At 69.8% G+C, this 22,277-nt stretch carries 20 protein-coding genes; 4 read left to right on the forward strand and 16 right to left on the reverse strand.

Annotation, left to right across the window (positions count from 1 at the left end):
- Positions 1–84 precede the first annotated feature (84 nt).
- The 4 genes from purH to UA75_RS28380 all read right to left on the reverse strand — a co-directional run bounded on the left by purH (position 85) and on the right by UA75_RS28380 (position 5,503).
- Positions 85–1,704: a bifunctional phosphoribosylaminoimidazolecarboxamide formyltransferase/IMP cyclohydrolase gene (gene purH / locus UA75_RS28365; RefSeq protein ID WP_232237513.1), complete on the reverse strand. Its 1,620-nt coding sequence runs from the start codon at positions 1,702–1,704 to the stop codon at positions 85–87.
- Complete coding sequence (gene purN / locus UA75_RS28370) at positions 1,701–2,306, reverse strand: phosphoribosylglycinamide formyltransferase (protein ID WP_083683713.1); 606 nt, start codon at positions 2,304–2,306, stop codon at positions 1,701–1,703. Before purN ends, purH begins: the two co-directional genes overlap by 4 nt.
- Positions 2,307–2,503: 197 nt before the next feature.
- The gene (locus UA75_RS28375) at positions 2,504–4,324 is read right to left on the reverse strand and encodes a DUF6350 family protein (RefSeq protein ID WP_157434476.1); all 1,821 of its coding nucleotides are present in this window, start codon (positions 4,322–4,324) and stop codon (positions 2,504–2,506) included.
- A gap of 462 nt (positions 4,325–4,786) precedes the next feature.
- On the reverse strand, positions 4,787–5,503 hold the full coding sequence (locus tag UA75_RS28380; protein ID WP_075742843.1) for a DUF5336 domain-containing protein: 717 nt from the start codon (positions 5,501–5,503) through the stop codon (positions 4,787–4,789).
- 167 nt (positions 5,504–5,670) lie between these two features.
- Between UA75_RS28380 and UA75_RS33525 the strand changes: the two genes are divergently transcribed.
- On the forward strand, positions 5,671–5,847 hold the full coding sequence (locus UA75_RS33525; RefSeq protein WP_157434477.1) for a hypothetical protein: 177 nt from the start codon (positions 5,671–5,673) through the stop codon (positions 5,845–5,847).
- On the opposite strand, the gene sucD is transcribed toward UA75_RS33525, so the two are convergent.
- From sucD to UA75_RS28405, 4 genes are all read right to left on the reverse strand, one after another.
- Complete coding sequence (gene sucD / locus UA75_RS28385; protein WP_075742844.1) at positions 5,829–6,722, reverse strand: succinate--CoA ligase subunit alpha; 894 nt, start codon at positions 6,720–6,722, stop codon at positions 5,829–5,831. The two genes, UA75_RS33525 and sucD, sit on opposite strands and share 19 nt — an antisense overlap.
- 6 nt (positions 6,723–6,728) lie before the next feature.
- The gene (sucC, locus tag UA75_RS28390; RefSeq protein ID WP_075742845.1) at positions 6,729–7,907 is read right to left on the reverse strand and encodes an ADP-forming succinate--CoA ligase subunit beta; all 1,179 of its coding nucleotides are present in this window, start codon (positions 7,905–7,907) and stop codon (positions 6,729–6,731) included.
- A 299-nt stretch (positions 7,908–8,206) separates the two neighbouring features.
- Positions 8,207–8,614 carry a cobalamin B12-binding domain-containing protein gene (locus UA75_RS28400; protein WP_075742847.1) on the reverse strand — a complete coding sequence of 136 codons (408 nt, stop codon included), beginning with the start codon at positions 8,612–8,614 and terminating at the stop codon, positions 8,207–8,209.
- 161 nt (positions 8,615–8,775) lie between these two features.
- Positions 8,776–10,731 (reverse strand): hypothetical protein, encoded by a 1,956-nt coding sequence (locus UA75_RS28405; RefSeq protein WP_075742848.1) that lies wholly within the window; start codon positions 10,729–10,731, stop codon positions 8,776–8,778.
- 544 nt (positions 10,732–11,275) lie between these two features.
- On the opposite strand from UA75_RS28405, the gene UA75_RS28410 reads away from it, so the two are divergent.
- Positions 11,276–12,091: a M23 family metallopeptidase gene (locus tag UA75_RS28410; RefSeq protein WP_075742849.1), complete on the forward strand. Its 816-nt coding sequence runs from the start codon at positions 11,276–11,278 to the stop codon at positions 12,089–12,091.
- Between the two features lie 176 nt (positions 12,092–12,267).
- Positions 12,268–13,077, forward strand: coding sequence for a M23 family metallopeptidase (locus UA75_RS28415; protein ID WP_232237522.1), 810 nt, complete (start codon positions 12,268–12,270; stop codon positions 13,075–13,077).
- Positions 13,078–13,623: 546 nt separating this feature from the next.
- Here UA75_RS28415 and UA75_RS28420 read toward each other — a convergent pair.
- The 5 genes from UA75_RS28420 to tgmA form a co-directional block, all read right to left on the reverse strand.
- Complete coding sequence (locus UA75_RS28420; RefSeq protein ID WP_075742851.1) at positions 13,624–15,069, reverse strand: MFS transporter; 1,446 nt, start codon at positions 15,067–15,069, stop codon at positions 13,624–13,626.
- Between the two features lie 303 nt (positions 15,070–15,372).
- Positions 15,373–16,506 (reverse strand): methyltransferase domain-containing protein, encoded by a 1,134-nt coding sequence (locus UA75_RS28425; protein WP_075742852.1) that lies wholly within the window; start codon positions 16,504–16,506, stop codon positions 15,373–15,375.
- On the reverse strand, positions 16,503–16,907 hold the full coding sequence (locus tag UA75_RS32270; RefSeq protein ID WP_083683716.1) for a hypothetical protein: 405 nt from the start codon (positions 16,905–16,907) through the stop codon (positions 16,503–16,505). Before UA75_RS32270 ends, UA75_RS28425 begins: the two co-directional genes overlap by 4 nt.
- Entirely contained in the window at positions 16,904–17,470 is a 567-nt protein-coding gene (locus UA75_RS33530; protein ID WP_157434478.1) for an MvdC/MvdD family ATP grasp protein, read from the reverse strand. Before UA75_RS33530 ends, UA75_RS32270 begins: the two co-directional genes overlap by 4 nt.
- Before the next feature lie 14 nt (positions 17,471–17,484).
- Positions 17,485–17,802 carry a putative ATP-grasp-modified RiPP gene (gene tgmA, locus UA75_RS28435; protein ID WP_157434479.1) on the reverse strand — a complete coding sequence of 106 codons (318 nt, stop codon included), beginning with the start codon at positions 17,800–17,802 and terminating at the stop codon, positions 17,485–17,487.
- Positions 17,803–17,972: 170 nt separating this feature from the next.
- On the opposite strand from tgmA, the gene UA75_RS28440 reads away from it, so the two are divergent.
- Entirely contained in the window at positions 17,973–19,238 is a 1,266-nt protein-coding gene (locus tag UA75_RS28440) for a helix-turn-helix domain-containing protein (RefSeq protein ID WP_075742854.1), read from the forward strand.
- 224 nt (positions 19,239–19,462) lie between these two features.
- Here UA75_RS28440 and UA75_RS28445 read toward each other — a convergent pair whose 3' ends face one another.
- The 3 genes from UA75_RS28445 to UA75_RS28455 all read right to left on the reverse strand — a co-directional run bounded on the left by UA75_RS28445 (position 19,463) and on the right by UA75_RS28455 (position 22,276).
- Complete coding sequence (locus UA75_RS28445; protein ID WP_075742855.1) at positions 19,463–20,869, reverse strand: MFS transporter; 1,407 nt, start codon at positions 20,867–20,869, stop codon at positions 19,463–19,465.
- Positions 20,866–21,567: a winged helix-turn-helix domain-containing protein gene (locus UA75_RS28450; protein ID WP_083683723.1), complete on the reverse strand. Its 702-nt coding sequence runs from the start codon at positions 21,565–21,567 to the stop codon at positions 20,866–20,868. The genes UA75_RS28445 and UA75_RS28450 overlap by 4 nt, the downstream gene beginning before the upstream one ends.
- Before the next feature lie 88 nt (positions 21,568–21,655).
- Positions 21,656–22,276 (reverse strand): RloB family protein, encoded by a 621-nt coding sequence (locus UA75_RS28455; RefSeq protein ID WP_075742856.1) that lies wholly within the window; start codon positions 22,274–22,276, stop codon positions 21,656–21,658.
- Between the last annotated feature and the right edge of the window lies 1 nt (position 22,277).

The raw sequence follows: 22,277 nt of genomic DNA on the forward strand, positions 1-22,277 counted from the left end.
GCCGCGTTCACGGTGCGCAGGCGGCCCTGCCACGCGAGCCGCCCCGCGTCGTGTTCCGACGAAGGGCGACTCAGCGATCCGAACTCAGTGTGCGAAGTGCCGGGTGCCGGTGAGGAACACCGTGACGCCTGCCGCCTCGGCAGCGGCCAGCACCTCGGCATCGCGCACCGAGCCGCCGGGCTGCACCACGGCCCGCACGCCCGCGTCCAACAGCACCTGAAGGCCGTCGGGGAAGGGGAAGAACGCGTCGGACGCGGCCACCGAGCCCTTCGCCCGGTCGCCCGCCCTGGCGACCGCCAGCCGCGCGGCGTCCACCCGGTTGACCTGGCCCATGCCCGCTCCGACGGTCGCCCCGCCGTCGGCCAACAGGATCGCGTTCGACTTCACCGCGCGACAGGCCCGCCAGGCGAAGGCCAGATCGGCGAGCGTCTGCTCGTCGACCTCGGCACCCATCCGAGTCCAGTTCGCCGGGTCGTCGCCCTCGGCGTCGATCGCATCGGCCGTCTGCACCAGCAGGCCGCCGGAGATCGCCCGCAGCTCGGCACCGCCGCGCACCGGTGGCTCGGCGACGAGGATGCGGATGTTCTTCTTCCTGGTCAGTACGTCGACCGCCCCGTCGGCGAATGCGGGGGCGATGATCACCTCGGTGAAGATGTCCGACACCTGCTCGGCCATCTCCACGGTGACCGGCCGGTTCGCCGCGATCACCCCGCCGAAGGCGCTGACCGGGTCGCAGGCGTGGGCACGACGGTGCGCGTCCGCGATGGCGTCGTCGCCGGTGAGCGCCGAGACCGCGATGCCGCAGGGATTGGCGTGCTTGATCACGGCAACGCAGGGCAGCTCATGGTCGTGGGCCGATCGCCAGGCCGCGTCGGCGTCCACGTAGTTGTTGTAAGACATGCCCTTGCCGTGCAGCTGCGTGGCACCTGCCAGCCCGGTCGCGGCCGAGTCGCCGCTCCGGTAGAGGGCGGCCTGCTGGTGCGGATTCTCCCCGTACCGCAGCACTCGGTCCCGCTCCCAGCTCCGGCAGAGCCAGCTCGCGAAGCCTGCCTCCGCCGCGTCCGGAGCCAGCGTCTCCCCCATCCAGGAGGCCACGGCCATGTCGTAGGAGGCGGTGTGCCGGAACGCGTCGACGGCCAGTCCCTGCCGCTCGGCCAGGGTGAACCCGCCTGCCGAGACAGTGGCCAGCACCGACTCGTACCGGGCGGGCTGCACGACGACGGCGAGGTTGGCGTGGTTCTTCGCCGCCGCCCGCACCATCGCCGGACCGCCGATGTCGATCTGCTCGACGCAGTCCTCCGGCGCCGCGCCGGAGGCGACCGTCTGGGTGAACGGGTAGAGGTTCACCACCAGCAGATCGAAGGGTGCGATGTCCAGGCTCCGGAGCTGTTCGGCGTGCTCCGCGCGGCGCAGATCCGCCAGCAGACCCGCGTGGACGCCGGGGTGCAGCGTCTTGACCCTGCCGTCGAGACACTCGGGGAACCCGGTCACCTTCTCGACCGGCGTGACCGGGATGTCCGCCTCGGCGATCCGCGCGGCGGTTCCGCCGGTGGAGACGATCTCCACTCCCGCAGCGTGCAGGCCCCTCGCGAACTCGATCAGGCCCTGCTTGTCCGACACGGCGATCAACGCGCGTCGCACCGGGCGACGGGCGGCGCCGTCCTGGTCGGTCTGGTCCGAACCGTCGATCACGGGGTCGGTCACGGGATTGTCACCTTTCGTCCGATCACGGTGCAGCCCTCACGGGCGAGCCGGGCCACCACGTCCACGAGCAGCCGGCGTTCCACCGTCTTGATTCGTTCGTGCAAGGTCTGCTCGGTGTCCGAGGCCAGCACCGAAACCGCCTCCTGCTGGAGGATCGGCCCGGTGTCCACTCCGGCGTCCACCAGATGCACGGTGGAGCCGGTGACCCGCACGCCGTAGCGGATGGCCTCGGCCACCGCGTGGGCTCCGGGGAAGGCAGGCAGCAGGGCCGGGTGCGTGTTCACCACACGACCGTCGAACCGCGCCAGGAACTCGGGGCCGAGAATCTTCATGAATCCGGCGGAGACCACCAGGTCGGGCCGGTGTGCCGCGACGGCGTCCGCCAATGCCCGATTCCAGCTCGCCCGATCGGAGTGATCGGCGAGCCGCACGGCGAACGTCGGCAGGCCTGCCTGCTCGGCACGCGCCAGCCCGGCGGCGCCAGGGCGATCTGAGCCCACCGCGACCACCTCGGCGGGAAAGTCGGGAGCCGATGCGGCGTCCAACAGTGCCTGCGCGAGCGTTCCGGCGCCCGAGAGCAACGTGACGACGCGGGCGGGCACGGGAAGTCGAAGCCGGGAGGAGACGGGCCCTGCATCCGGGGGTGAAGCGCTCAGCGTGATCTCCTGACGAAACCGGGGAGGAGTGGGCCCAAGCCTAGGTCGCGCCGGTTCGATCACTGCGGCCAGGGCGATCGACGACCCGATCGGCTGATCTCCTCGGCCCCGCCCCGATCCACGCCGCAGGCGGCGCGTCTCGACTATGCGCCGGGAGCGTCCGGATCGTCCTGCGGCCAGACCTCCGCCGATTCCTCGACCGAGCCGCGCCGCCTCGACACCGCAGCCGCCTCGACGCCTGGCGAGGGCAGGACGACCCCGCTGACCTCGGCCGACCGGGCGACGGAGTGCTCCCGCCTCTCGGCCTGCGCCCCGCGACCGGCGGGCCCGGAGGCAGCGTCGACGGCGGGGTCCTCCCGAGGAGAGGGCACGAGGACGACGGCATCCGGACCGTCTGCCGTGCCGGGTCGGGCGGCGCGGGGAGTCCGCCGCGCATCGGCGTCCTCGGCCACGGCCCCGACCCGTTCGACGTCGTCGGTGGCGGTACCTGTCTTCGCACCTGCCACCTTCCCGACGACGGCCGATTCGGCCGCACTCGGGTTCCCGGCGACATCGTCCGAGCCGACGTCGGGCTCCGCGTCGTCGCGAGCCGCAGCGTCGTCCGCCGTCTCGGCAGCGGGCAGCCGCTCGTCGGCAGGCTCCGACTCCTCGGGGTCATCGGGCTCCGCGTCGTCGGCAGCCTCGTCGTCTGTCTCGGCATCCCCAGCTGCGGCGTCCCCGCTCGCGGCATCCCCGGCGGACTCGTCCACGTCATGCGCCGCCTCAACGGTGGCGGCCGCCGTCTCGTCCGCCGCCCGCTGCGGCCGACCGAGCCACGCCACGAGGACGGCGGGCAGTCCCGTCCAGACCAGGACGGCCAGCGCCAGGCTCGCCGCAGGCACCTGCACCGGATCGAACGCCCCGCTGCCGAGCCGTCCGCCCGCAACGACGGCGGCGGCCGAGGCGATCGAGGCCGCGATCACGACGCCGACGACAGCCGTTCTCAGTCGATCGCGTCGCGGTGTGCCGCCGCCACCGCCGAACCAGCCGAGCAGCACCCCCACCGCGATCGGCAGCAGGAGGACCAGCGCCCACCACGGCCGCGCAGCCGTGTCCGGCAGGGCGGCCAACAGGGGCAGTTCCAGCTCGGGTCCCGTCCGGGCCGCGAAGGGAGTCACGACCGCCTGGCCGAGCGAGAACCCCGGCCCGGCGGCGAAGGCGACGCCCGCCGTCACCGCGTTGGGCAGGTAGGCCAGCGAGCAGAGCAGCAGACCGAGCGCGTCGGAGAGGCGATCCTGGTTGAACAACTCGACGACCTCAGGTCCTGAGGCGAACAGTCCGAACAGGGTCACGGAGGCGCCGGTCGCCAGCAGGCACGCCGCGCCGAGCAGCCCCGCCCGGACTCCGTCCTGCACGGCCCTGGGCCGCCCGTCGAACCAGGCGGCCAGGACGCCGCAGCGCAGCACCCCGACGGCGGCGGCCGCGGCGGCCAACAGGGCACTCGTCAGCCCGGCGCTCGACGGCGAGACGATGACCAGCCCTGCGCTGCCTCCGGTGGCGACCTCGGCGAAAGCGACGGCGAGCACCCCGTGACCGGCTGCGGTCAACGCCACCAGTAGCAGCGAGGTCCACAGGGTCGCGGCCAGCCTGCGCAGCGTCGAGGCGACACTCGTGGCGATCAACGAGAGCAGGATCAGGGTCGGCAGCAGGGGCAGTACTCCCACCGGCTGCCCGAGGATCATCAGCGGGACCTGGTGAGCCGCGAGCCACGCAGGCACCGACACGCTCAGCACGGCCCCGAGCGAGAAGGCGTCATCGCCCGCGGTGGCCAGAGTCAGCACCGTCAGGGCGATCACCGTCAGGCAGCCGAGGAACAGCGAACCCAGCACGGACGACACGAGCACCCTGGCCCGTTCTAGTTGGCCTGCCTCCGGGATCGCAGCGCGATCCGCGCCCTCGTCGACGGCCGCTCGGAGCGTGATCACGCGGGCAGGGTCGCACCGCCACCACGCCGTTCCGGCTTGCCGCGCCGTTCCCGAACGGGTGAGGGCGACGGGAGACGGGCGGGGCTCGAACCGCCTGCCGTCACCCGCGCAGCCTGCCGCCGAATCGTCCTGCCGGTCGACGTCGGAGGGGCGACTCGGACCGATGTCGGTCGCATCGGCGACTACGCACGTCACGGCCGCGCACAAGACGGCCGCGCACCGCGCGGCGAGACAACCGCGCGACAGCGGCGCCGAACAGGTGAGCGCCAGGCAGGTGCGCTCGGCACCCGCGAGCGCACCCGGGCAGAACCGAAGCACCTCGGAGATCGCCGAGCAGAGACGACGATGCCGTGACTCGACGGGTCGAGTCACGGCATCGTCAGAACCTGTACTGCGCTCGGTGTCGGCTGCTCAAGCGCCGACGGGCTCCACCGCGCAGGGGGCGGGAAGCCCGGCGAACGCTCAGCTCTGGCCGTAGCCGCCGGGCGGCGGCGTGGTGCCGGGCTGCTGGCCGTACTGGCCGGGCTGCTGCGTGCCGCCGAACACCTCGGTGCCCTGGGCATACGGCGTCGGCTGGGCGGGCTGTCCCCCGGTACCGGGGTTCTGCTGTCCGTACTGCTGCTCGGCCTGGCCGAACTGGGCCTGCTGGCCGAACTGTCCCTGCGGGGCCTGGCCGTACTGGCCGGGCTGTCCCGCCTGCGGGATGCCGCCGCTCTGCGGGTTCCAGTTGCCCTGCGGGTAGGCCGGCTTGGGGGTGACCTTGAGGATCTCCGCGTTGAACAGCCACGCCGTGACCAGCACGCCTGCCTCGACCAGCCCGACGATCAGGGCCACGATCGTCATGGGGGGCAGGTCACCCGACCAGTGGACCACCACCTGGAGGAGCCCGAGCACACCCAGCACCGCGAGCACCGCGAACAGCAGGTGCAGTTGCGGTCCCTTGGGCAGCAGCGAGATGCCCGCGAGCAGGCCTGCGATCAGCAACAGTGAGGTGGCGGTGCCGGGGCCGCCGCCGATGCCGAGGGACGGGGCGATGCCCGCCTCGCCGAAGGCGAGCAGATAGACGATGAGGCCGAGCCCGGCTCCGACGAGGGCAAGGATGGACGGAAGGCTGAAACCTCCCGCAGGCTGCGCTGGACTGCCAGCCTGCTGTTGAGGTGCGCCGTAGGGCACGGACATGGCGGGGTCTCCTCCTCCACCGGATGCAACATTGCCGTTATCGGGCAGTCGGAACGCTAGCCGATCGCCCGGATAGGACGAATCTCGGTCTCACGAGGTTCCGTCGATCACCCTCGGTTTCCTTTTCCCCGGACCACAGTGCACCACCCTCACCCGATCAAGTAGGGATGGCCGCACTTTTCGTGACGACGAACTCATCAGGTGGACGTGTCGGCGTCGGTCCGCCCGCCGAGCAGTGCGCAGCACCCGTCGCCCAGGCCCGAGACGACAGCAGGCCGGACATCCGCAAGGAATGTCCGGCCCTGCTGTACGGAGTGGCCTGGTATCAGCCGACGAGTGCCTGAACGGCCTCGCGGGCCAGTGCCGCCGTCTCGCTGGGGGTCTTGCCGACCTTGACGCCGACTGCCTCCAACGCCTCTTTCTTGGCCGCTGCGGTACCCGACGAGCCCGACACGATGGCGCCTGCGTGGCCCATCGTCTTGCCCTCGGGAGCGGTGAAGCCCGCGACGTAGCCCACCACCGGCTTGGTGACGTTCTCCGCGATGTAGGCCGCCGCGCGCTCCTCGGCGTCGCCGCCGATCTCGCCGATCAGGACGATGACCTCGGTGTCCGGGTCGTCCTGGAAGGCCTGCAGCGCATCGATGTGCGTGGTGCCGATCACCGGGTCGCCGCCGATGCCGACTGCGCTGGAGAAGCCGATGTCCCGCAGCTCGTACATGAGCTGGTAGGTCAACGTGCCCGACTTCGAGACCAGGCCGATCCGACCGGCCCCGGTGATGTCCGCCGGGATGATGCCTGCGTTGGACTTGCCGGGAGAGATCACGCCGGGGCAGTTCGGCCCGATGATCCGGGTCTTGTTGCCCGTGGCGCCCGCGTGCGCCCAGAAGGCCGCGGTGTCGTGCACCGGGATGCCCTCGGTGATCACCACCGCGAGGCCGATGCCCGCGTCGATCGCCTCGAAGACGGCCGCCTTGGCGAACTTCGGGGGAACGAAGATCACCGACACGTCCGCGCCGGTCGCCTCCATGGCCTCGGCGACGGTGGCGAACACCGGAAGCACGGTGCCGTCGAAGTCGACCTTCTGGCCCGCCTTGCGCGGGTTGACCCCGCCCACGACCTGCGTCCCGGCCTTGAGCATCCGGCGCGTGTGCTTAGTGCCCTCCGCGCCGGTGATGCCCTGGACGATGACCTTGCTGTTCTCGGTGAGGAAGATAGCCATCTGGTGTCACGCCCCCTGCGCGGCGAGTTCGGCGGCCTTGGTGGCCGCGTCGTCCATGGTGTCGACCTGGACCAGCCCCGGCAGGGCCGCCTCGGTGAGGATGCGCCGCCCCTCCTGGGCGTTGTTCCCGTCGAGCCGCACGACGATCGGCCTGGTCACGGCCTCGCCCCGACTGTCGAGGAGCGCGAAGGCCGCGACGATGCCGTTGGCGACCGCGTCACAGGCGGTGATGCCGCCGAAGACGTTGACGAAGACGGACGTGACGTCGGGGTCGGAGAGGATGATCTCCAACCCGTTGGCCATGACCTCCGCGGAGGCGCCGCCGCCGATGTCGAGGAAGTTGGCAGGCTTGACGCCCCCGTGCTGCTCCCCCGCGTAGGCGACCACGTCCAGCGTCGACATCACCAGGCCCGCACCGTTGCCGATGATGCCGACCTGGCCGTCGAGCTTCACGTAGTTGAGGTCCTTGGCCTTGGCCGCAGCCTCCAACGGGTCCTCGGCGCCCTTGTCGACCAGCTCGGCGTGGTCGGCGTGCCGGAACGCGGCGTTCTCGTCCAGCGTGACCTTGCCGTCGAGAGCGATGATCTTGCCCTCGGGGTCGCGGACCAGCGGGTTCACCTCGACGAGCGTGGCGTCCTCGCCGACGAACGAGGCCCAGAGCTTGACGATCGCGTCGGCCACCTGATCGGCGACCTCGGCCGGGAACTTCGCGGCCTCGACGATCTCGCGAGCCTTGGCGGAGTCGACGCCTGCGATCGGGTCCACCGGAACCTTGGCGAGCGCCTCAGGCTTGGTGGCCGCGACCTCCTCGATGTCCATGCCGCCCTCGACCGAGGCCATCGCCAGGAACGTGCGATTGGTGCGGTCGAGAAGGAAGGAGAAGTAGTACTCCTCGGCGATGTCCGAGGCGGGGGTCACCAGCACGCGATGCACCGTGTGGCCCTTGATGTCCAGGCCCAGGATGGCTTCCGCCTTCTCCTGGGTCTCTGCGGGGTTCTCGGCGAGTTTCACGCCGCCCGCCTTGCCTCGCCCGCCGGTCTTCACCTGGGCTTTGACCACGACCGGGACGCCGAGTTCCTCGGCGGCACCGCGAGCCTGGTCTGGGGTAGTGGCGACCGTGCCCGGGAGCACCGGAACGCCGTATTTGGCGAAGAGGTCCTTCGCTTGGTATTCGTACAGGTCCACTCGAGTCTCCTGCGACGTCGGTGTCGGACTCCGCAGACCTTAACGACCTGCGATGACGGCAGGCACGTCGCATCCGGTGAGGTCAATCACCGCGTGACCTGCGTCGCAGAGATTCGGCATCGCGACTCGGGCCGTCTTCGGCGCCGACTCGCCGCGCGTCGCAGCCGACTCGCCGTCGGACCTCGTCGATTCAGCGGCGAGCGGCCGGACTCTTCGATCGGTGAGCGGCGACGCGACGGACCAGGCGGACGACTGTGACGACCGACTCATCGGCGTGGGCCGCTCACGTCAGGAGCGGTTCAGGTACCGGCAGTCTGGGCCACGTTGCTGCGGACCCAGTCGACGATCTCGTGTGTCGGCGCACCAGGAGTGAAGACCTTGGCCACGCCGAGTTCGGCGAGTCTGGGGAGGTCTTCCTCGGGGATGATGCCGCCGCCGAAGACGACGACGTCGTCGGCATCCCGCTCCTTGAGCAGGGCGACGACCTTCGCGAACAACGTCATGTGGGCGCCGGAGAGCACGGACAGCCCGACGGCGTCGGCGTCCTCCTGAAGGACGGTCTCGACCACCTGCTCCGGGGTCTGGTGCAGGCCCGTGTAGATGACCTCCATGCCGGCGTCGCGCAGTGCCCTGGCGACGACCTTGGCCCCTCGGTCATGACCATCGAGTCCCGGTTTCGCCACGACCACCCGGATACGACCGCTCACGGCTTCCTCCCACCTGGGCGTCGCGGCCCTTCGAGACCTGGATCGACAGGCTCGCGCGGCACCTATGACGACCCGTCAGACGACCACGTTGTCGATGTCCCGCCTTCACACGGAACACGAAGGCCGCTCGCGGGTTCGCGGGCGGACTCGCTGATCGCAGACTAGCGCCTCGGAGTCGGGTCAGCGGTGCGCCGGGTGACGCGGAACACCACACCCGCGCCCGCCACCAACACGATCACTCCGCAGAGTCCCAGCCACAGGCCGGGACCGGGTTGCGCGTCGGCGGCGCGGGCCGCGGTCAAGGGGTACTCCAGCACGCGTAGCAGGAGCAGGCCGGCTGCGCCGAGGAACAGTCCGACAGCCTGCGCGGGTCGGGAGCGGGGAGCCAGCGCTGCGGCGACGACCACGCCGAGGACGCCGAGCACCTGGCTCCAGGACGCGATCTGGAAGTTCGAGAAGATGCCCGCCGAGGCGGACCCGGTGAGCGCCGTGAGTTCTTCGGACTCCAGCACCGGCAGGGTGAACGCACCGAGCGCCCACAGCGCGCCCATCGCCGAGGGGACCACGGCGGGCCAGTCGGTCGGCCATTCGGAGAGGTCCACCTCCTCGCGCTCGACCGCGCCCGCCGTCCAGGCGAGGAAGCCGCCCGTCGCGGCCAGCGGCACGGCGGCCATCACCAGCCAGGCACCGGCGCCGAGGCCCGCCCCGACGAGTTGGTTGGCGGCGAAGACGACGTCGAGGGAGACGGCGGCGACCATCGGAGCGGCCAGCCACCCCACGACGAGCGCCGGGCGGGCGACGGTGGAGCTGACGGGCAGCAGCAGCCCGAGGCCGAGCAGGACCAGCAGCAGCCCGGCAGGCACGAGCAGGCCCGCCTGGTGATTGACCGGCTCGGAGATCAGCTGATCGGTCGGGGCCAGGCTTGGCAGGACGACACCGGCCGACAGGGCGATTCCGGCGAGCAACGCGGGCACGCCCGCCGCACGTCGCAACCGCGCAGCACCGGGCAGCCGGACCTCGTCGGTGCCCTCCGCAGCGGCTCGGCCTGCCGAGCGCGGCGCGGTCCGCAGCGCGAGCAGCACGAGGACGAGGGCAGCGATGAGCGCGAACACCGGTCCGGCCGTCAGACCGAGGTCGTCGGCGAACAGCCCGGCGGCCGAGAACGGCGCGGCGAGCGCGATCACCATCAGCGCGGTGCCCAGCAGCCCGCCCAGCGCACGATCGGCGTCGCGAGCAGCCGTGGCCAGCAGCGTCGAGGCGACGAGGCCGAGGAAGGTCACCACCCAGCCCACAAGCACGAGCCCGTCGGCGTCCAGCACCGCACGCGGCAGCAGGTAGGGATCGTCGGAGGAGAAGGGGGCGCCTGCCAGGCCGAGACAGGCGGCCACGACCACGAACAACGCCGCGATCGCCAGACCTTGTCGCCTGCCGCTCTGCGCGGGCCGGGCTCGCCCGGCCGGAATACCGGACAGTCGTTCCAGGGGGTCCGAGGCGACGGACCGATCCCTCTCGGCCGGTTCCGTGCCGAAGCCTGCGCCGAGCCCCTGATCCGGCGTCGCACCGAAGGCGGCGCCCTGGTCCCGGCCGAAGTCCTCCCCGCCGCTGCGGTAGGCGAGGACGCCTGCGATCACTGCGGCGAGGTGCGCGGCGACGAGCAGGAAGGCGCCGAGTCCTGCCCCGGCCGATGCGAGGCTGTCGAAACGGACCAGCTCCGGGCGCACCACCGAGGCGGCGTCGACGAGCAGCACGCCGTCGAGCAGCGCCCGACCCGGCGCGACCAGAGCCGAGGCGATCAGGATGCCGACGGCGGCGCCGGACCTGCCCCGTGCGGCGAACAACCCGGCGAGCGCCACGGGCAGGAGGTGGATCAGTGCCAGCAGCGGCCAGGACCCGTACCCGGGCGCCGTGGTCGGCTCGGTGAAGCCCACGAGCGGGGCGAGCACCGCGAGCAGCGCGCCACCGCCCGCCACCGCGATCGCGATCCACAGCCCGGCGGCGTCGGAGTCGAGGGGAGGAGTCGTCGAACTCGATCCGCCGTCTCGCGGCGTCCGCCTGCCGACAGGCCGAGCCCGTTCACCGGGGGAACGGCCCGCGATCGATCCAGTCCGCGCATTCACCGCGCCGACGCTAGCAAGGGGTGGGTCATCCCCGAGGGATGTCATCGGGATCGCGGGTCGAGGGGCGGGCGGGCGTCCCAGGCCCGCAGGCCGTCGTGATCAGCACAACGCCCCCTACCGATGAGTACGACATTCGTGGCGGCGACCATTCCCGAGGTTGCGGTGACATATATCACACCAAATCACCGTTTAATCGGCCTCGGACTGAGGACGGAGTAGATCGGTTGAGCCAGCCGGCCCAATGATCATTGCAACCCGACTGCCGCACTGACCAGGAAGCCCGCTTCTCAAACCTCTTCGGCCGAAAAAGTCAACAACACAGACGGTCACACTTCTCCGACCAGGCCCGGAAGCCACCCCCCATTCGGCAGAGCGTGATCTCAGGGAGTTGCCCTTAAGGGTCTCGCCCCGTTACTGTCCCCCGGTCCGTTGTCACGGTCTGATCACGAACACATCGCTGCCGGCGAAGGCCGGTCAGCGGCACCGGGATCCCCCGCCCGGACGTTCGTTTCAGACTCCCCGAGGCTGAACGGAAGGGCAGGCTTTGTCTCAACACCGCTCACCCGGCGGCCAGAGCTCCCCCGAGGCACGTGATGCTGCGCGCAAGCGCGCGGCGACGCGGAATCGTGGCGCTCACAGGCTCAGTACGCCTTCTCCTGCACTACGTGGTCGCTTCGTCATCGCAGCCGTCGCGGCAGGCGCCTTCGTCGCTGCCGGCCAGTCTACCCAGTTCGGTCTTGACTCCGACGGCGGACAGGCGTATGGCGCCGAGACGACCAATCTCGCCGCAGGCTCCGACGCGGCCCCCTCCGCATCCGCAGGCGGCTATTCCGGCGTCGGCGGAACGATGATCGCCCCCGAGGTGCTGCCGATCGCGCAGGCCGCCGAGCCCGGCGCCGCCGTCGGTCAGATCGTCAAGGGCCAGCAGATGGAGGTCGAGACCGCCGCCGCCGAGGCGGAGGCCGCTCGACCCAAGTTCTGGGCACCGGCCCAGGGCACCTACACCTCCGGCTACGGCGCCCGGTGGGGCACGACCCACTACGGCATGGACATCGCCAACGCCATCGGCACGCCGATTCTCGCCGCACACGACGGAGTCGTCATCGAGACCGGTCCCGCCAGCGGCTTCGGCCTCTGGGTCCGGGTGCAGGCCGCGGACGGCACAGTCACCGTCTACGGCCACATCGACTCCTACTCGGTCCGCCCCGGCCAGCAGGTCCAGGCAGGCGAGCAGATCGCCCAGATGGGCAATCGAGGCTTCTCCACCGGACCGCACCTCCACTTCGAGGTGTGGGCGCCGGGCGACGGTAAGAAGATCAACCCCGCAGCCTGGTTGCAGGAGCGCGGCGTCCAGACGTGATCGATCGTGAGCGGCCCGGTGCCCTCGGCGTCCTGCCGAGCGTCGACGAGCCGCGAGCAGCAGCAGGAGAGAAGGCCCGGGAGGGCCGAGACCGCAGTGCAGACAGGACATCTCGTCGGCACCCCCGACCGGCGAGCCGGAACCCCCGTCCGGAGTCCTCGAAGAAAGGTCAGGCGTTGTCTCGACATCGCACCGCAGGCGGCGCCAACCCGTCGTCTCCCGTCATCGACAAGGCACTGGAAGAACGCTCCCCGCGCCCCCGAGGTTCGCACCGTCTGCCACCGCCGCCCTCGATGCGAGGCAAGCTGGTCGTGGCCGCCGTCGCCGCCGGAGCCTTCGTCACGGCAGGCCAGTCCGCGATGCTCGGCAGCGAGCGCTCCGAGCATCAGACGGTCGACGAGGTGGCCCCGCTCGCCGCAGGCGGCGCGAGCGCGTCGTTCACCGGTGTCGGTGGCACGATGCCCGCTCCCGAGGTGCTTCCCATCGTCCAGGACGTCGCCCCCGACGCGGCCGTCGGACAGATGGTCAAGAGCACCCAGATGGAGGTGGAGGTCGTCGCCGCCGAGGAGGAGGCGGCCCGCCCCAAGTTCTGGGTTCCCTCGGTCGGCAGCTTCACCTCCGGTTACGGCCTCCGCTCCTTCGGGAGCCGCTTCAACGAGAACCACCTCGGCATCGACATCGCCAACGCGATCGGCACGCCCATCTACGCCGCCCACGACGGAGTCGTCACCACGGCGGGCTCCGCGAGCGGCTTCGGTCTGTGGGTCAAGGTGCAGGCTGCGGACGGCACGACGACCGTCTACGGCCACATCGACTCCTTCTCCGTGCGTCCGGGCCAGATCGTCCAGGCAGGCGAGCAGATCGCCCAGATGGGCAATCGAGGCGACTCCACGGGGCCGCACCTGCACTTCGAGGTGTGGGCGCCGGGCAGCAACCAGAAGATCGACCCCCAGGCTTGGCTGGCCGAGCGCGGCGTCTACCTCTGATCGCGAGCGGACCGAGCGAGGGCGCAACCGCCCCGCGACTCCCGTGGCCTCGGTCTCGTCGATCATGTGGCCCAGTCAACACCAGCCCACCGACAGATTCGAACATCGGTTCGAGGGACGATGGTGGTCTGCCGGTTTACCAGCGCAGGCCGCCACACCGCGATCTCCCGTGTCCGACGGTGCAGGCGTGCGTCGGGTGTCGGGCAACACGACGTGGTGCCGAGCATCGAGTCTCGAGAAGAGCCGAGTCCTACGCGGGGGACGTCGGGACGCAGGCAGGCCTAGGACCGCCGAGCCGTTCCGGCCGCAGGCGAGGGCCGCCTCCCGCCGCGGCCGGGACTGCCGGGCTGAGATCAACGACTCCGATCCGCGATGTCGAGCACCCACCCTCCGGTTAGGACGGTCGCGGCCGCGCCCCATCGGCGCGGGAGAGGCTGTGGTGTCCAGAATCGAGGGTCGAGGTGGTGCCGTCCGAACTCGGCCCGTCGCCGCATCGGGACGGCGGGCAGGGCGATCCCCTCGCGACTCGCGGGGCGGCTCGTCCCGTCATGATCTCCGCTCTGCCGGCTGCCCTCCCGAGTCCGCCCCGTCGCCCGCGACGCCCTCCGCTGTCTCGTCCTGTCCGCCGCCGGTTCGAACGCTCGCAGGCCCCGGCTCCGTCGGCGAGTGCAGGTTCTCCAGATCGATGTCGGGCCTGCGGACCAGGACCCAGAACGCCGCCGCGATCAGCAGCTGGGCGATGCCGCTCACCAGGTACACCGCCCGGAGCCCGGCCATCGCGGCCACCAGACCACCCAGCAGCCCGCCGAAGGGCATCAGCCCCCAGACCACGGTCCGCCAGGCGCCCTGGACGCGGCCGAACAGGTGCGCGGGAATGATCGCCTGTCGCAGCGACATCGTGATCACGTTGAACAGCACGATGGACAGCGCGCTGACCGCCAGCATGACGGCGGCCCAGACCGGCACGGGGAACACACCGACCAACAGCAGACTCAGACCCGTCACGGCCACGCTGGCCACCAGGATGACGGCCCTAGGCAGTCGACTGGTGACCGCCCCGGCCAGCAGACCTGCCAGCAGGCCGCCGAGGCCCATCGCCAGCGCGAAGAGTCCGAAGACGGCCTCGCTCAGATTCAGCTCGTCGACGACGAGCAGCACCACCATCGCCATCGACGCCTCCAGGGCGACGGTGACCAGCCCCGTCAACAGCATCAGGGTGCGGAGCAGGCGATGGCTCCAGAGCCACCGCAGACCCTCGCCGATCTCCTTGCGCAGACTCCTGGTCGCGCCCTGGACCTGCCCGTCCGTCTGAGCGGGCTGTTCCCGCGCAGCAGCGGTCTCCGAGGCAGGACCGGTCCCGGCGGCGGCCTCGATGCCGGCCACGGGTTGGGGCTTCGAGACGGGCTCGGGCTTGGCCCGATAGGAACCCGGCAGCGCGACGAGCAGCAGCGCGGCGAGGAGGAAGCCCGCCGAGTTGGCCAAGAACGGCCCGGCGGCGACCAGCACGAACAGCACGCTGCCCAGCGGCGCGCCGACGAACTCCTGGCTGACGACTTCGGAGGCCTCCATCCGGCCGTTCCCGGTCTCCAGCTGATCGCGATCGATGACGGCCGGGAGCATGGCTCTGGCCGCGCTGTCGTAGAGGGTCTCGGCGGCACCGAGCAGGAAGGCGGCGATGTACAGCATCCAGATGGCCGCCGAGCCGGTGAGCACCACCAGGCCGAGCCCGCCGACGATCAGCGCGCGGACCAGGTTGGCACCGATCATCGCCTTCCGGCGATCCATCCGGTCGACCAGAGCGCCGCTGAGCAGCGCGAACAACAGCCACGGGACGAAGCTGAACGACACGAGGCTGCCGACCAGCACCGGATCGCGGGTCAAGGTGGCCGCCAACAACGGCAGTGCCACCCGCCCGATGCCGTCACCGAGATTGGAGATCGTGGTCGCGCTGAACAGTGTCCAGAACCGCGACCCGAGCCGAGCCGCGCTCACCGACGATCTCCGCCACATCGGTGCGGGCTCGATCGGGGCGACGGGAAGGCAGACACCATGCGGGACAAGTTACCGTGCGCTATCTGGCGATTACAGGGGCCGGAGTGAATCGGCGGCGCGACGACACGGTGTCGAGGATCTCGGCATCCATGCGGCCGAGGGCAGGCCCTCGGTGGGCCTGCGGTCCGACGGGGCTGGTTCCCGGAACATTCGGCCGACGACCAGCGCACACCATGAGACGCCCGCCGACGCCGGAGGCATGGCCGTCGTCGATCGCATCGCCGGTCGGAGACTCACCTCCGGTCAGTCCAGCTCGCAGAACAGCTCATCCGGTCGATCAAGCCACAACGTGTGGCTGCCGTCGGCGGCGACGGTCAACCCGAACCGCGTCGGCTCGGGCCGGCCGGCCCCCTCCCACAGTTCGGCGACGGCGAGCAGCTCGCGCCACAGACTCCTCGGGCCGTGTTCGAGTATCTCGGCGCGCCCCGCGTCGGTCGACCCTGCACGCACCCAGGAACCACTGCCCGGCTCGACGAAGACGTGAACCCGCGGGTCGAGAATGGTCACCCACTCGACGGTGGGCAGTACCCAGCACACGATCACCTGGAACGATCGGTCGGCCAACGCGGCAGGGAGGTCCGTCACCCTCGAATCGCCTTGCCCGGTGGTGGTCATCGAGAGAATCTCGCGAGTGGTGACGGCCGGTGCGGAGACGTCGTGACGGAGGCGCATGAAGGCTGCTTCACTGATGAACGGTCCGGTGACGCTGCCATCGGATCGGAGGACCAGCCTCGCGAGGCCGAGCCCGACGTTCACCAGGATCGCCCCGTGCGGGGCGAGCTGCCGCTGCCAGGCCTGCGGAACACGGAGGACACCACACGTGGCGATTATTCGGTCGAACGGCGCCCGCTCAGGAACACCTCCCGCGCCGTCACCGCACACGACGACCGGATGGTGCCCCGCTTCGGCGAGCGCCGGGACGGCCTTGTCGACCAGCTCGGGGTGGATATCGATGCTGGTCACCGACTCGTCGCCGAGTGCGTGGCAGAGCAGCGCCGTGTTGTAGCCGGTCCCGGTGCCGATCTCCAGGACCCGATGGCCTGGGCTGATGTCCAGCCGATCGAGCATGAGGGCCATCAGCGTGACCTCGGTCGATGAGCTGGTGGGGGTGCCGCCAGCATCCTGTTGAGTCAACAATGTCTCGTTGGAATAGCAGGCGTCGAGCGCGGCGCGGCGCTGGTCTGAACGTGCGATGTCGAACACCGTCTGGGTGCCGTACGCGGTGAATCGGGCGACGAACCGATGGCGCGGTATCGCCCGAAACGCATCCTGCCAGCGCGGATCGGGAATCGCCCCGGCGTCGATGAGGCTCGCGATGAAGCGGTTGCGCAGGCAGGCGGCCAGACTCTCGGTGTCGACGTCGTCAGCTGTGTTCATCTGGTGCGAGTCCCTTCTTCAAGCACGTCCGCGACGGCCTCGGCGATGGCGTCACGTTGCGGATGCGGCCATGCCCACTGTCCATTGGGGTTGATCTCCAAGAACACCCACTCGTCGGCGGGAGTGACCACGAAGTCGAGCGCACCGAACACCAGATCCAGCCGACTCATCAATCGCTGCACGCCGACCGCGACACACTCGGGAACCTTGATCACGCTGTAGTTCAGACGTCGGTGGTCGGACCGCCAATCCTGCTTGCCACGCTCGGTCTCAGCGTCGATTCGCAAGCCGAACATCCGGTCTCCCACAACGGTGACCCGCACCTCGAAAGCCTTCGGCACGCGGGCTTGGAACAGGTGGGCCGTGTGCCGAACGGCGTCGGTGATCTCGTCGGCACTCACCGACGTCGTGTACAGCGCCACCGGCCTGCCCCCTCAGACCGCGGCCCGCCGCGCAGTGACTTGTAGACGGCGCCTGTCGCTTGCCCTGCAACGAAGGAACGAGCCTGGACCGGGTCGTTCGTGATGATCGTCTCCGGAATCGCCAACCCGACCTCGTCTGCGGTGACCAGTTGAAGCGGTTTCTGATCGGCGATCACATTTCGATGCGGATGGTTGATCCAGGTGCAGCGCAGGGTGGCCAGTATGCCTCCCATCCCCGCTCTGGCCTCCCGGATCGACCACGTCTCTTCAGTACGGCTCATCGCATCCAGCACATGAAACTGCGATGGCTTGCGATACCAGACAGCACCCACCTCGGTCAGGCTGACCCCACGCCGGGTCCCGCTGACTCTGCCTGACCACCCGGAACATCCCGAAGCGATACGTCCGGACAACCGGAACTCCCTTGGGAAATCGGCAAGGTCGAGACGAAGAATGGGAACGTCTCGAGCGGACAGGCGGACGATCACGTCGTCCGCCGTCGGGTCGAACCTCCTGGTGATCACCAGGACGGAACCGCTCACGTCATACTCCTGACTCAGTCGTCGGGGTCATAGTCAGGCCATTCCTGCATGTCCTGAATCGTCTGACGGGCACTGGTGGTCACGGCGGCAAGCGGATGATCACACAATGGTGTGCCGTCGGCGGTGACGCTCACCTGACGCTGCTCGTCGTAGGCGACGGTGGCGAGTCGCGTCAGATCATCACCAGCCAAAGGTGTGGTCATCGTCAGACCGAACGGGCGGGCTGCCGACGGCATGTCGGATGAAATTCCTACTCGGAAGGGTCCGGCAGGAAACAAGGTCGGAACCAGGACATCAGTAGGCATGTCTTTCTTCTCTCTTTCTGTGGTCACTCGCTCCCGACTGTCTGAGCTGCGGCAGATGGGCCGCAGCCACCCACTAAGAATCAGCCACCACGCGAAGCGTGGGAACACCCTCTCGTTGACAGCCGTTGGCAGCGCTGGTCAACGAGAATTACTTCCTGTGATCGATTCACTACGATTGGACGCCGGGGGGTGATCACGTGGCACACCACATCGCAGCAGACCCGTTCGGCGTGGTCCTGCGTCAAACAAGGCAGTCCGCCAAGATCTCGGTCACCGCATTGGCCAAGCGGACGGGCTATCACCCGTCCACCCTCTCCAAGGTCGAGACCGGGCATCGACGGGCCAGCCGCGAACTGGCCGAGGACCTGGACACCGCCCTGGACGCACGGGGCACATTGATCGAGCTCTGGCACACGGCCCGGCAGACGACGGATACTGACGTCAGCCTCGTCTGGGTGCTGGTCCCTACCACTGAGGGGGTAACCCCGATGGCCCTGTCTCGCCGCGACCTCATCACCGCGATACTTGCGGCCGCAGGCGGCGCCACCGCCGGCTCGACCACACCGGCTCACGCCGCCACGGGAAACCCGTCGCCGGAGACGATCACCGGGTTGCGGAGCGTCCTCGAAGAATTCTGGCGCCTGGGTCGGATCACCGACCCCGCCGTACTCATCTCCGGACTGTCCGGTCAGGTGTCGACGATCGGCACGCTCACCCCGATTGCCAGCGGCTCGGTCCGATCCGACCTTCTCGCTCTCGGCGCGCGTTACGCCGAGTATCTGGCCTACATGCTCGAGGAGGTCGACGACCACGCATCGGCCGAACACTGGATCAGCCAGGGGGAACGGATGGCCGAAGCAGGCGGTGACGTTGAGATGGCGGCATACATGTGGGTGCGCAGATCAAGGGTGTTCGCCTCGACCGGTGACCCCGCAGGAGCGGTCGAAGCGGCTGTGAAGGCTCGACACTCTCGAGTCGGACCGTCACTCCGAACCGCCTCCTACCTGCGCGAAGCCGAAGGGCACGCCCGGCGAGGCGAGCGCACACAGGCACACCGTTCGCTCGAAGCCGCCGATGAATGGCATGCCAGAGACGACGACGCCCCGGGAAACTGGTGCAGTCGCACCGTCCCTGGTGTCGTCGAGGTGGTGCGGGCTCGGGTGCTCTTCGACCTCGACGAACCACGATCTGCCGCCGAGATCCTCGCCGTGGAACTCCCGGCGATCCCGGCCTCGTCGAAGCGGCAGCGGCTGCGGTACGGGCTGCTTCTCGCGTTGGCCCGTTCTCGACACGGCGAGCAGGGTGAAGCCGTCGCCGTCGCTCGGCAGTCGCTTGGTGAGGCGGCAGGCTGTCGATCGGCGGAGGCCCGAGGACTGGCCGTCGAACTCAGGCGATCGCTGGCCTGGTCCGACGCACCCGGCGCCCGGACACTGCGACGGGATCTCACCGCGTTCTGCGTCTGATGAATCGCGGACGATGCCAGGTCAACGCGATGTCTCGCAGCAGGGATGTTCCCGACGCGACGTTCATCAGGCTTCGCCGACGAAGAGCCCGCTCAACCCGGAATCCTTCTCCCGAGAACACCCAGGAACCACGACGTGTCGAGCCGGTGCGGCCCCGACAGGAGGGGGCCGGGGCCGCACCGCTCACCGCCGACGCGGTCGGCGGCGATCATGGGGCGAGCGGGCTAAGGGGTGGGGACCTGAGCGCCGGCGGCCTCACCGATGGGGCGCTTCTCGCCCTGGGCCGCCGCAGGAGCCTCCTCCGACGGATCGCCGCCGATCTCGGCGAGTCCAGCGCCGGGGGCCGGAAGGTCGTCTGCGACGGCCTGGGCGCTGGTCGCGCCGCGAAGCTCGGCCCAGTCGGAGTCGTCCAGCTCGTCGATCTCCTGCCCTCGTGCCTTGAGCAGCAGAGCCAGGATCACTGCCACGACCAGCCCGACGCCGCCGCTGACGAGGAACACCGTCGGCACGTCGGTGACGCGGGCGAGCAGCCCGCCCAGCAGGCCGCCCAGCGGGAGCATTCCCCAGGCGAGGGTGCGCCAGGCGCCCTGCACCCGGCCGAAGAGATGCGAGGGAATGATCGCCTGCCGCATCGACATCGACACCACGTTGAACATCAGGACGCTCACCCCCGCGAGGAAGAAGGTCACGGCCGCCAGAACGGGTACCGGCGCGAGTCCGACGAGCAGGTACGACAGGCCCATGGCCGCCTGCGACACGACGAGCAGCGTCCGGCGCCGGAATCGACGCAGGAGAACGGGCGTGGTCAGGCCGCCGATGAGGCCGCCGACACCGAGTACCAGGGCGAAGAAGCCGTAGGAGGCCTCCGGCAGGGCCATCACGTCGATGATCAACAGGACGATCAACGCCGTCGCGCCTTCCACCGCCGCAGCGCCGAAGGCGGCGACCAGAACGAACGGCCTGAAGAGGCGATGGCCCCACAGCCAGCCGAACCCCTCGGCGATCTCCCGGCGCAGGTTCGGCCGCGCGACCGGTGCGTCGGCGGCGGGCTTCGCCCGATGGCTCCCCGGCAGTAGAAGAAGCAGCAGCGCGGCCAGGAGGAAGCCTGCCGAGTTCGCCAGGAACGGCCCGGCGGCCACGAGCACGAACAGCGAGCTCGCCAACGGGGCCCCGAGGAAGTTCTGCGCCACGACCTCGCCGCTCTCCAGCCGCCCGTTGCCCGCCGCGAGCTGATCACGCCGCACGACTCCCGGCAGGATGGCCCGCGCCGCGCTGTCGTAGAGCGTCTCGGCGGCCCCGAGGATGAAGGCGGCGACGAAGAGCATCCAGACGGCCGCCTGCTCGGTGAACACGGCGACCGCGAGCCCGCCGACCACGACCGACCGGAAGAGGTTGGCCGCGATCATCACCTTCCTACGGTCCATTCGATCGACCAGGGCACCACTGAGCAGAGCGAACATCAGCCAGGGCACGAAGACGAAGGAGGAGAGGGAGCCGATCAGCAGCGGATCGCGTGTCAGGGTCGCCGCCAGCAGCGGCAGGGCGACGCGGCCGATGCCGTCGCCGAGGTTGGACACCGTGCTGGAGACGAACAGCGTCCAGAAGGGCCTGCCTAAACCTGGGGCGCTCATCTGTTCTCGTCCTTCGGCTCGGTGGAGTCGCGCCGAGGAGCCTCGGCCTGCGTCTTGGGCTCGGCGTCGCCGACGGGTGGGTTGGGGAAGGCGTTGAGCTGGATCTCGACGGACTCGGTGCCGGGGCGCGCGGGCCGGTGTCGATAACGGTCGATCACGGCGCCGAGTTCGGCCACCAGCTCACCGAGTTCGGCGGCATCGAGTCGCATCATCATCACGCCGTCGATCGAGGCGTCGATCCACTCCTCGCCCCACTGCTGGTGCGTCTCCATCCAGCGCTGCAGCCGTTCGTCCTTACCCCGCTGGAACTCCCGGATGACGAGCTGCGCGGCGGCCCTGGTGTCCTCGCGCCGCAGGAACTCGTGGCCGTGCAGCATGAGGCCGCCCTCCCGGTGTCGCCACCACCGCTCCCGCCCCGCTCGATGTTGATCGTCGTCCTCGATGAGTCCGTGTCGGGCGAGCTGCCGCAGGTGGTAGCTGGTCGACCCGCTGTTCTCGCCCAGCCGACGGCCGAGCTGCGACGCCGTCGCAGGCCCGTACAGCGAGAGCTGATCCAGCAGTTCGACCCGCAGCGGGTGGGCGAGGGCGCGCAAGCCGGAGACATCGATCGTCTTGCGGGCGGGCGGAGCGGGTGGCTCAGGCAGGGCGGGCAGCTCGGGCGGAGCGGGGGGCACTGGCGGCCGGGGCGGCTCGATCATGGGTGCAAAGTATCCTTTGCACACTTCTGTTTGCAAGCTTTTCTTTGCACTCGCGGTAGCCGTAGCGACGACGACGTCGGGTCCGGCCCTAGCGGCGGGCCTGCCTACGGGTCTCGGTGATCACGTCGAGCAGCCGCCAGACCGAGGTCGACGGATTGCCCCCGAAAGCTCCCGTCGACAGCGTGCTCCGCGCACGGTCGGCGGCGGCCGGATGCGCATCGAGCGGAAAATCCGGTTCCACCTTCTTGGCATAACGTGGCAGGTGTCGACGGACCGCACGCTCGGCCTGCTTCGCCGTCAGATACGCACGTTGGTCACCGAAATGCAGGAGCAGCCATAACTCGAAGCACGGCGTAGAGACGGCAATGTCGATCTCCTTGCGGCCGGCGTATCGGAGGGCGTCCTCGAACGTATGGTGTTCATCCCGATCGACGAGACACCAGACGTGATCGTGCGGCATGATGCTGCCTCGCCCGACTCCGTTGTCCCGTGCCTCGACCGCCGTCTGCACGATGCTCAACGGGTCCCGCCCCAGGACTCGGCATTCGATCGGGGTCGCCTTGATCCCGTTGTCACGAAAGAAGCGAGCGAGCGCCTCGAAGTACGTCCGCTCCGTGAACCCCTCACAGAAGACCCAGATACAGGACCGTGACGACCGAGAGGAGGGACGCCGTGCTATCGATCGAGAACCTGGTTTCGATCGAGCCATC

The organism is Actinoalloteichus sp. GBA129-24 (assembly GCF_001941645.1).
GTDB classification, from domain to species: Bacteria; Actinomycetota; Actinomycetes; order Mycobacteriales; family Pseudonocardiaceae; genus Actinoalloteichus_A; species Actinoalloteichus_A fjordicus.

What these genes read in the sequence shown, in the direction of transcription:
- UA75_RS28380 (WP_075742843.1), bottom strand. Translation starts at nt 5,503, where the DNA reads ATGTCCGTGCCCTACGGCGCACCTCAACAGCAGGCTGGCAGTCCAGCG.
- UA75_RS33525 (WP_157434477.1), top strand. Translation starts at nt 5,671, where the DNA reads ATGGCCGCACTTTTCGTGACGACGAACTCATCAGGTGGACGTGTCGGC.
- sucD (WP_075742844.1), bottom strand. Translation starts at nt 6,722, where the DNA reads ATGGCTATCTTCCTCACCGAGAACAGCAAGGTCATCGTCCAGGGCATC.
- UA75_RS28425 (WP_075742852.1), bottom strand. Translation starts at nt 16,506, where the DNA reads ATGAACACAGCTGACGACGTCGACACCGAGAGTCTGGCCGCCTGCCTG.
- UA75_RS28445 (WP_075742855.1), bottom strand. Translation starts at nt 20,869, where the DNA reads ATGAGCGCCCCAGGTTTAGGCAGGCCCTTCTGGACGCTGTTCGTCTCC.
- UA75_RS28450 (WP_083683723.1), bottom strand. Translation starts at nt 21,567, where the DNA reads ATGATCGAGCCGCCCCGGCCGCCAGTGCCCCCCGCTCCGCCCGAGCTG.
- UA75_RS28455 (WP_075742856.1), bottom strand. Translation starts at nt 22,276, where the DNA reads ATGGCTCGATCGAAACCAGGTTCTCGATCGATAGCACGGCGTCCCTCC.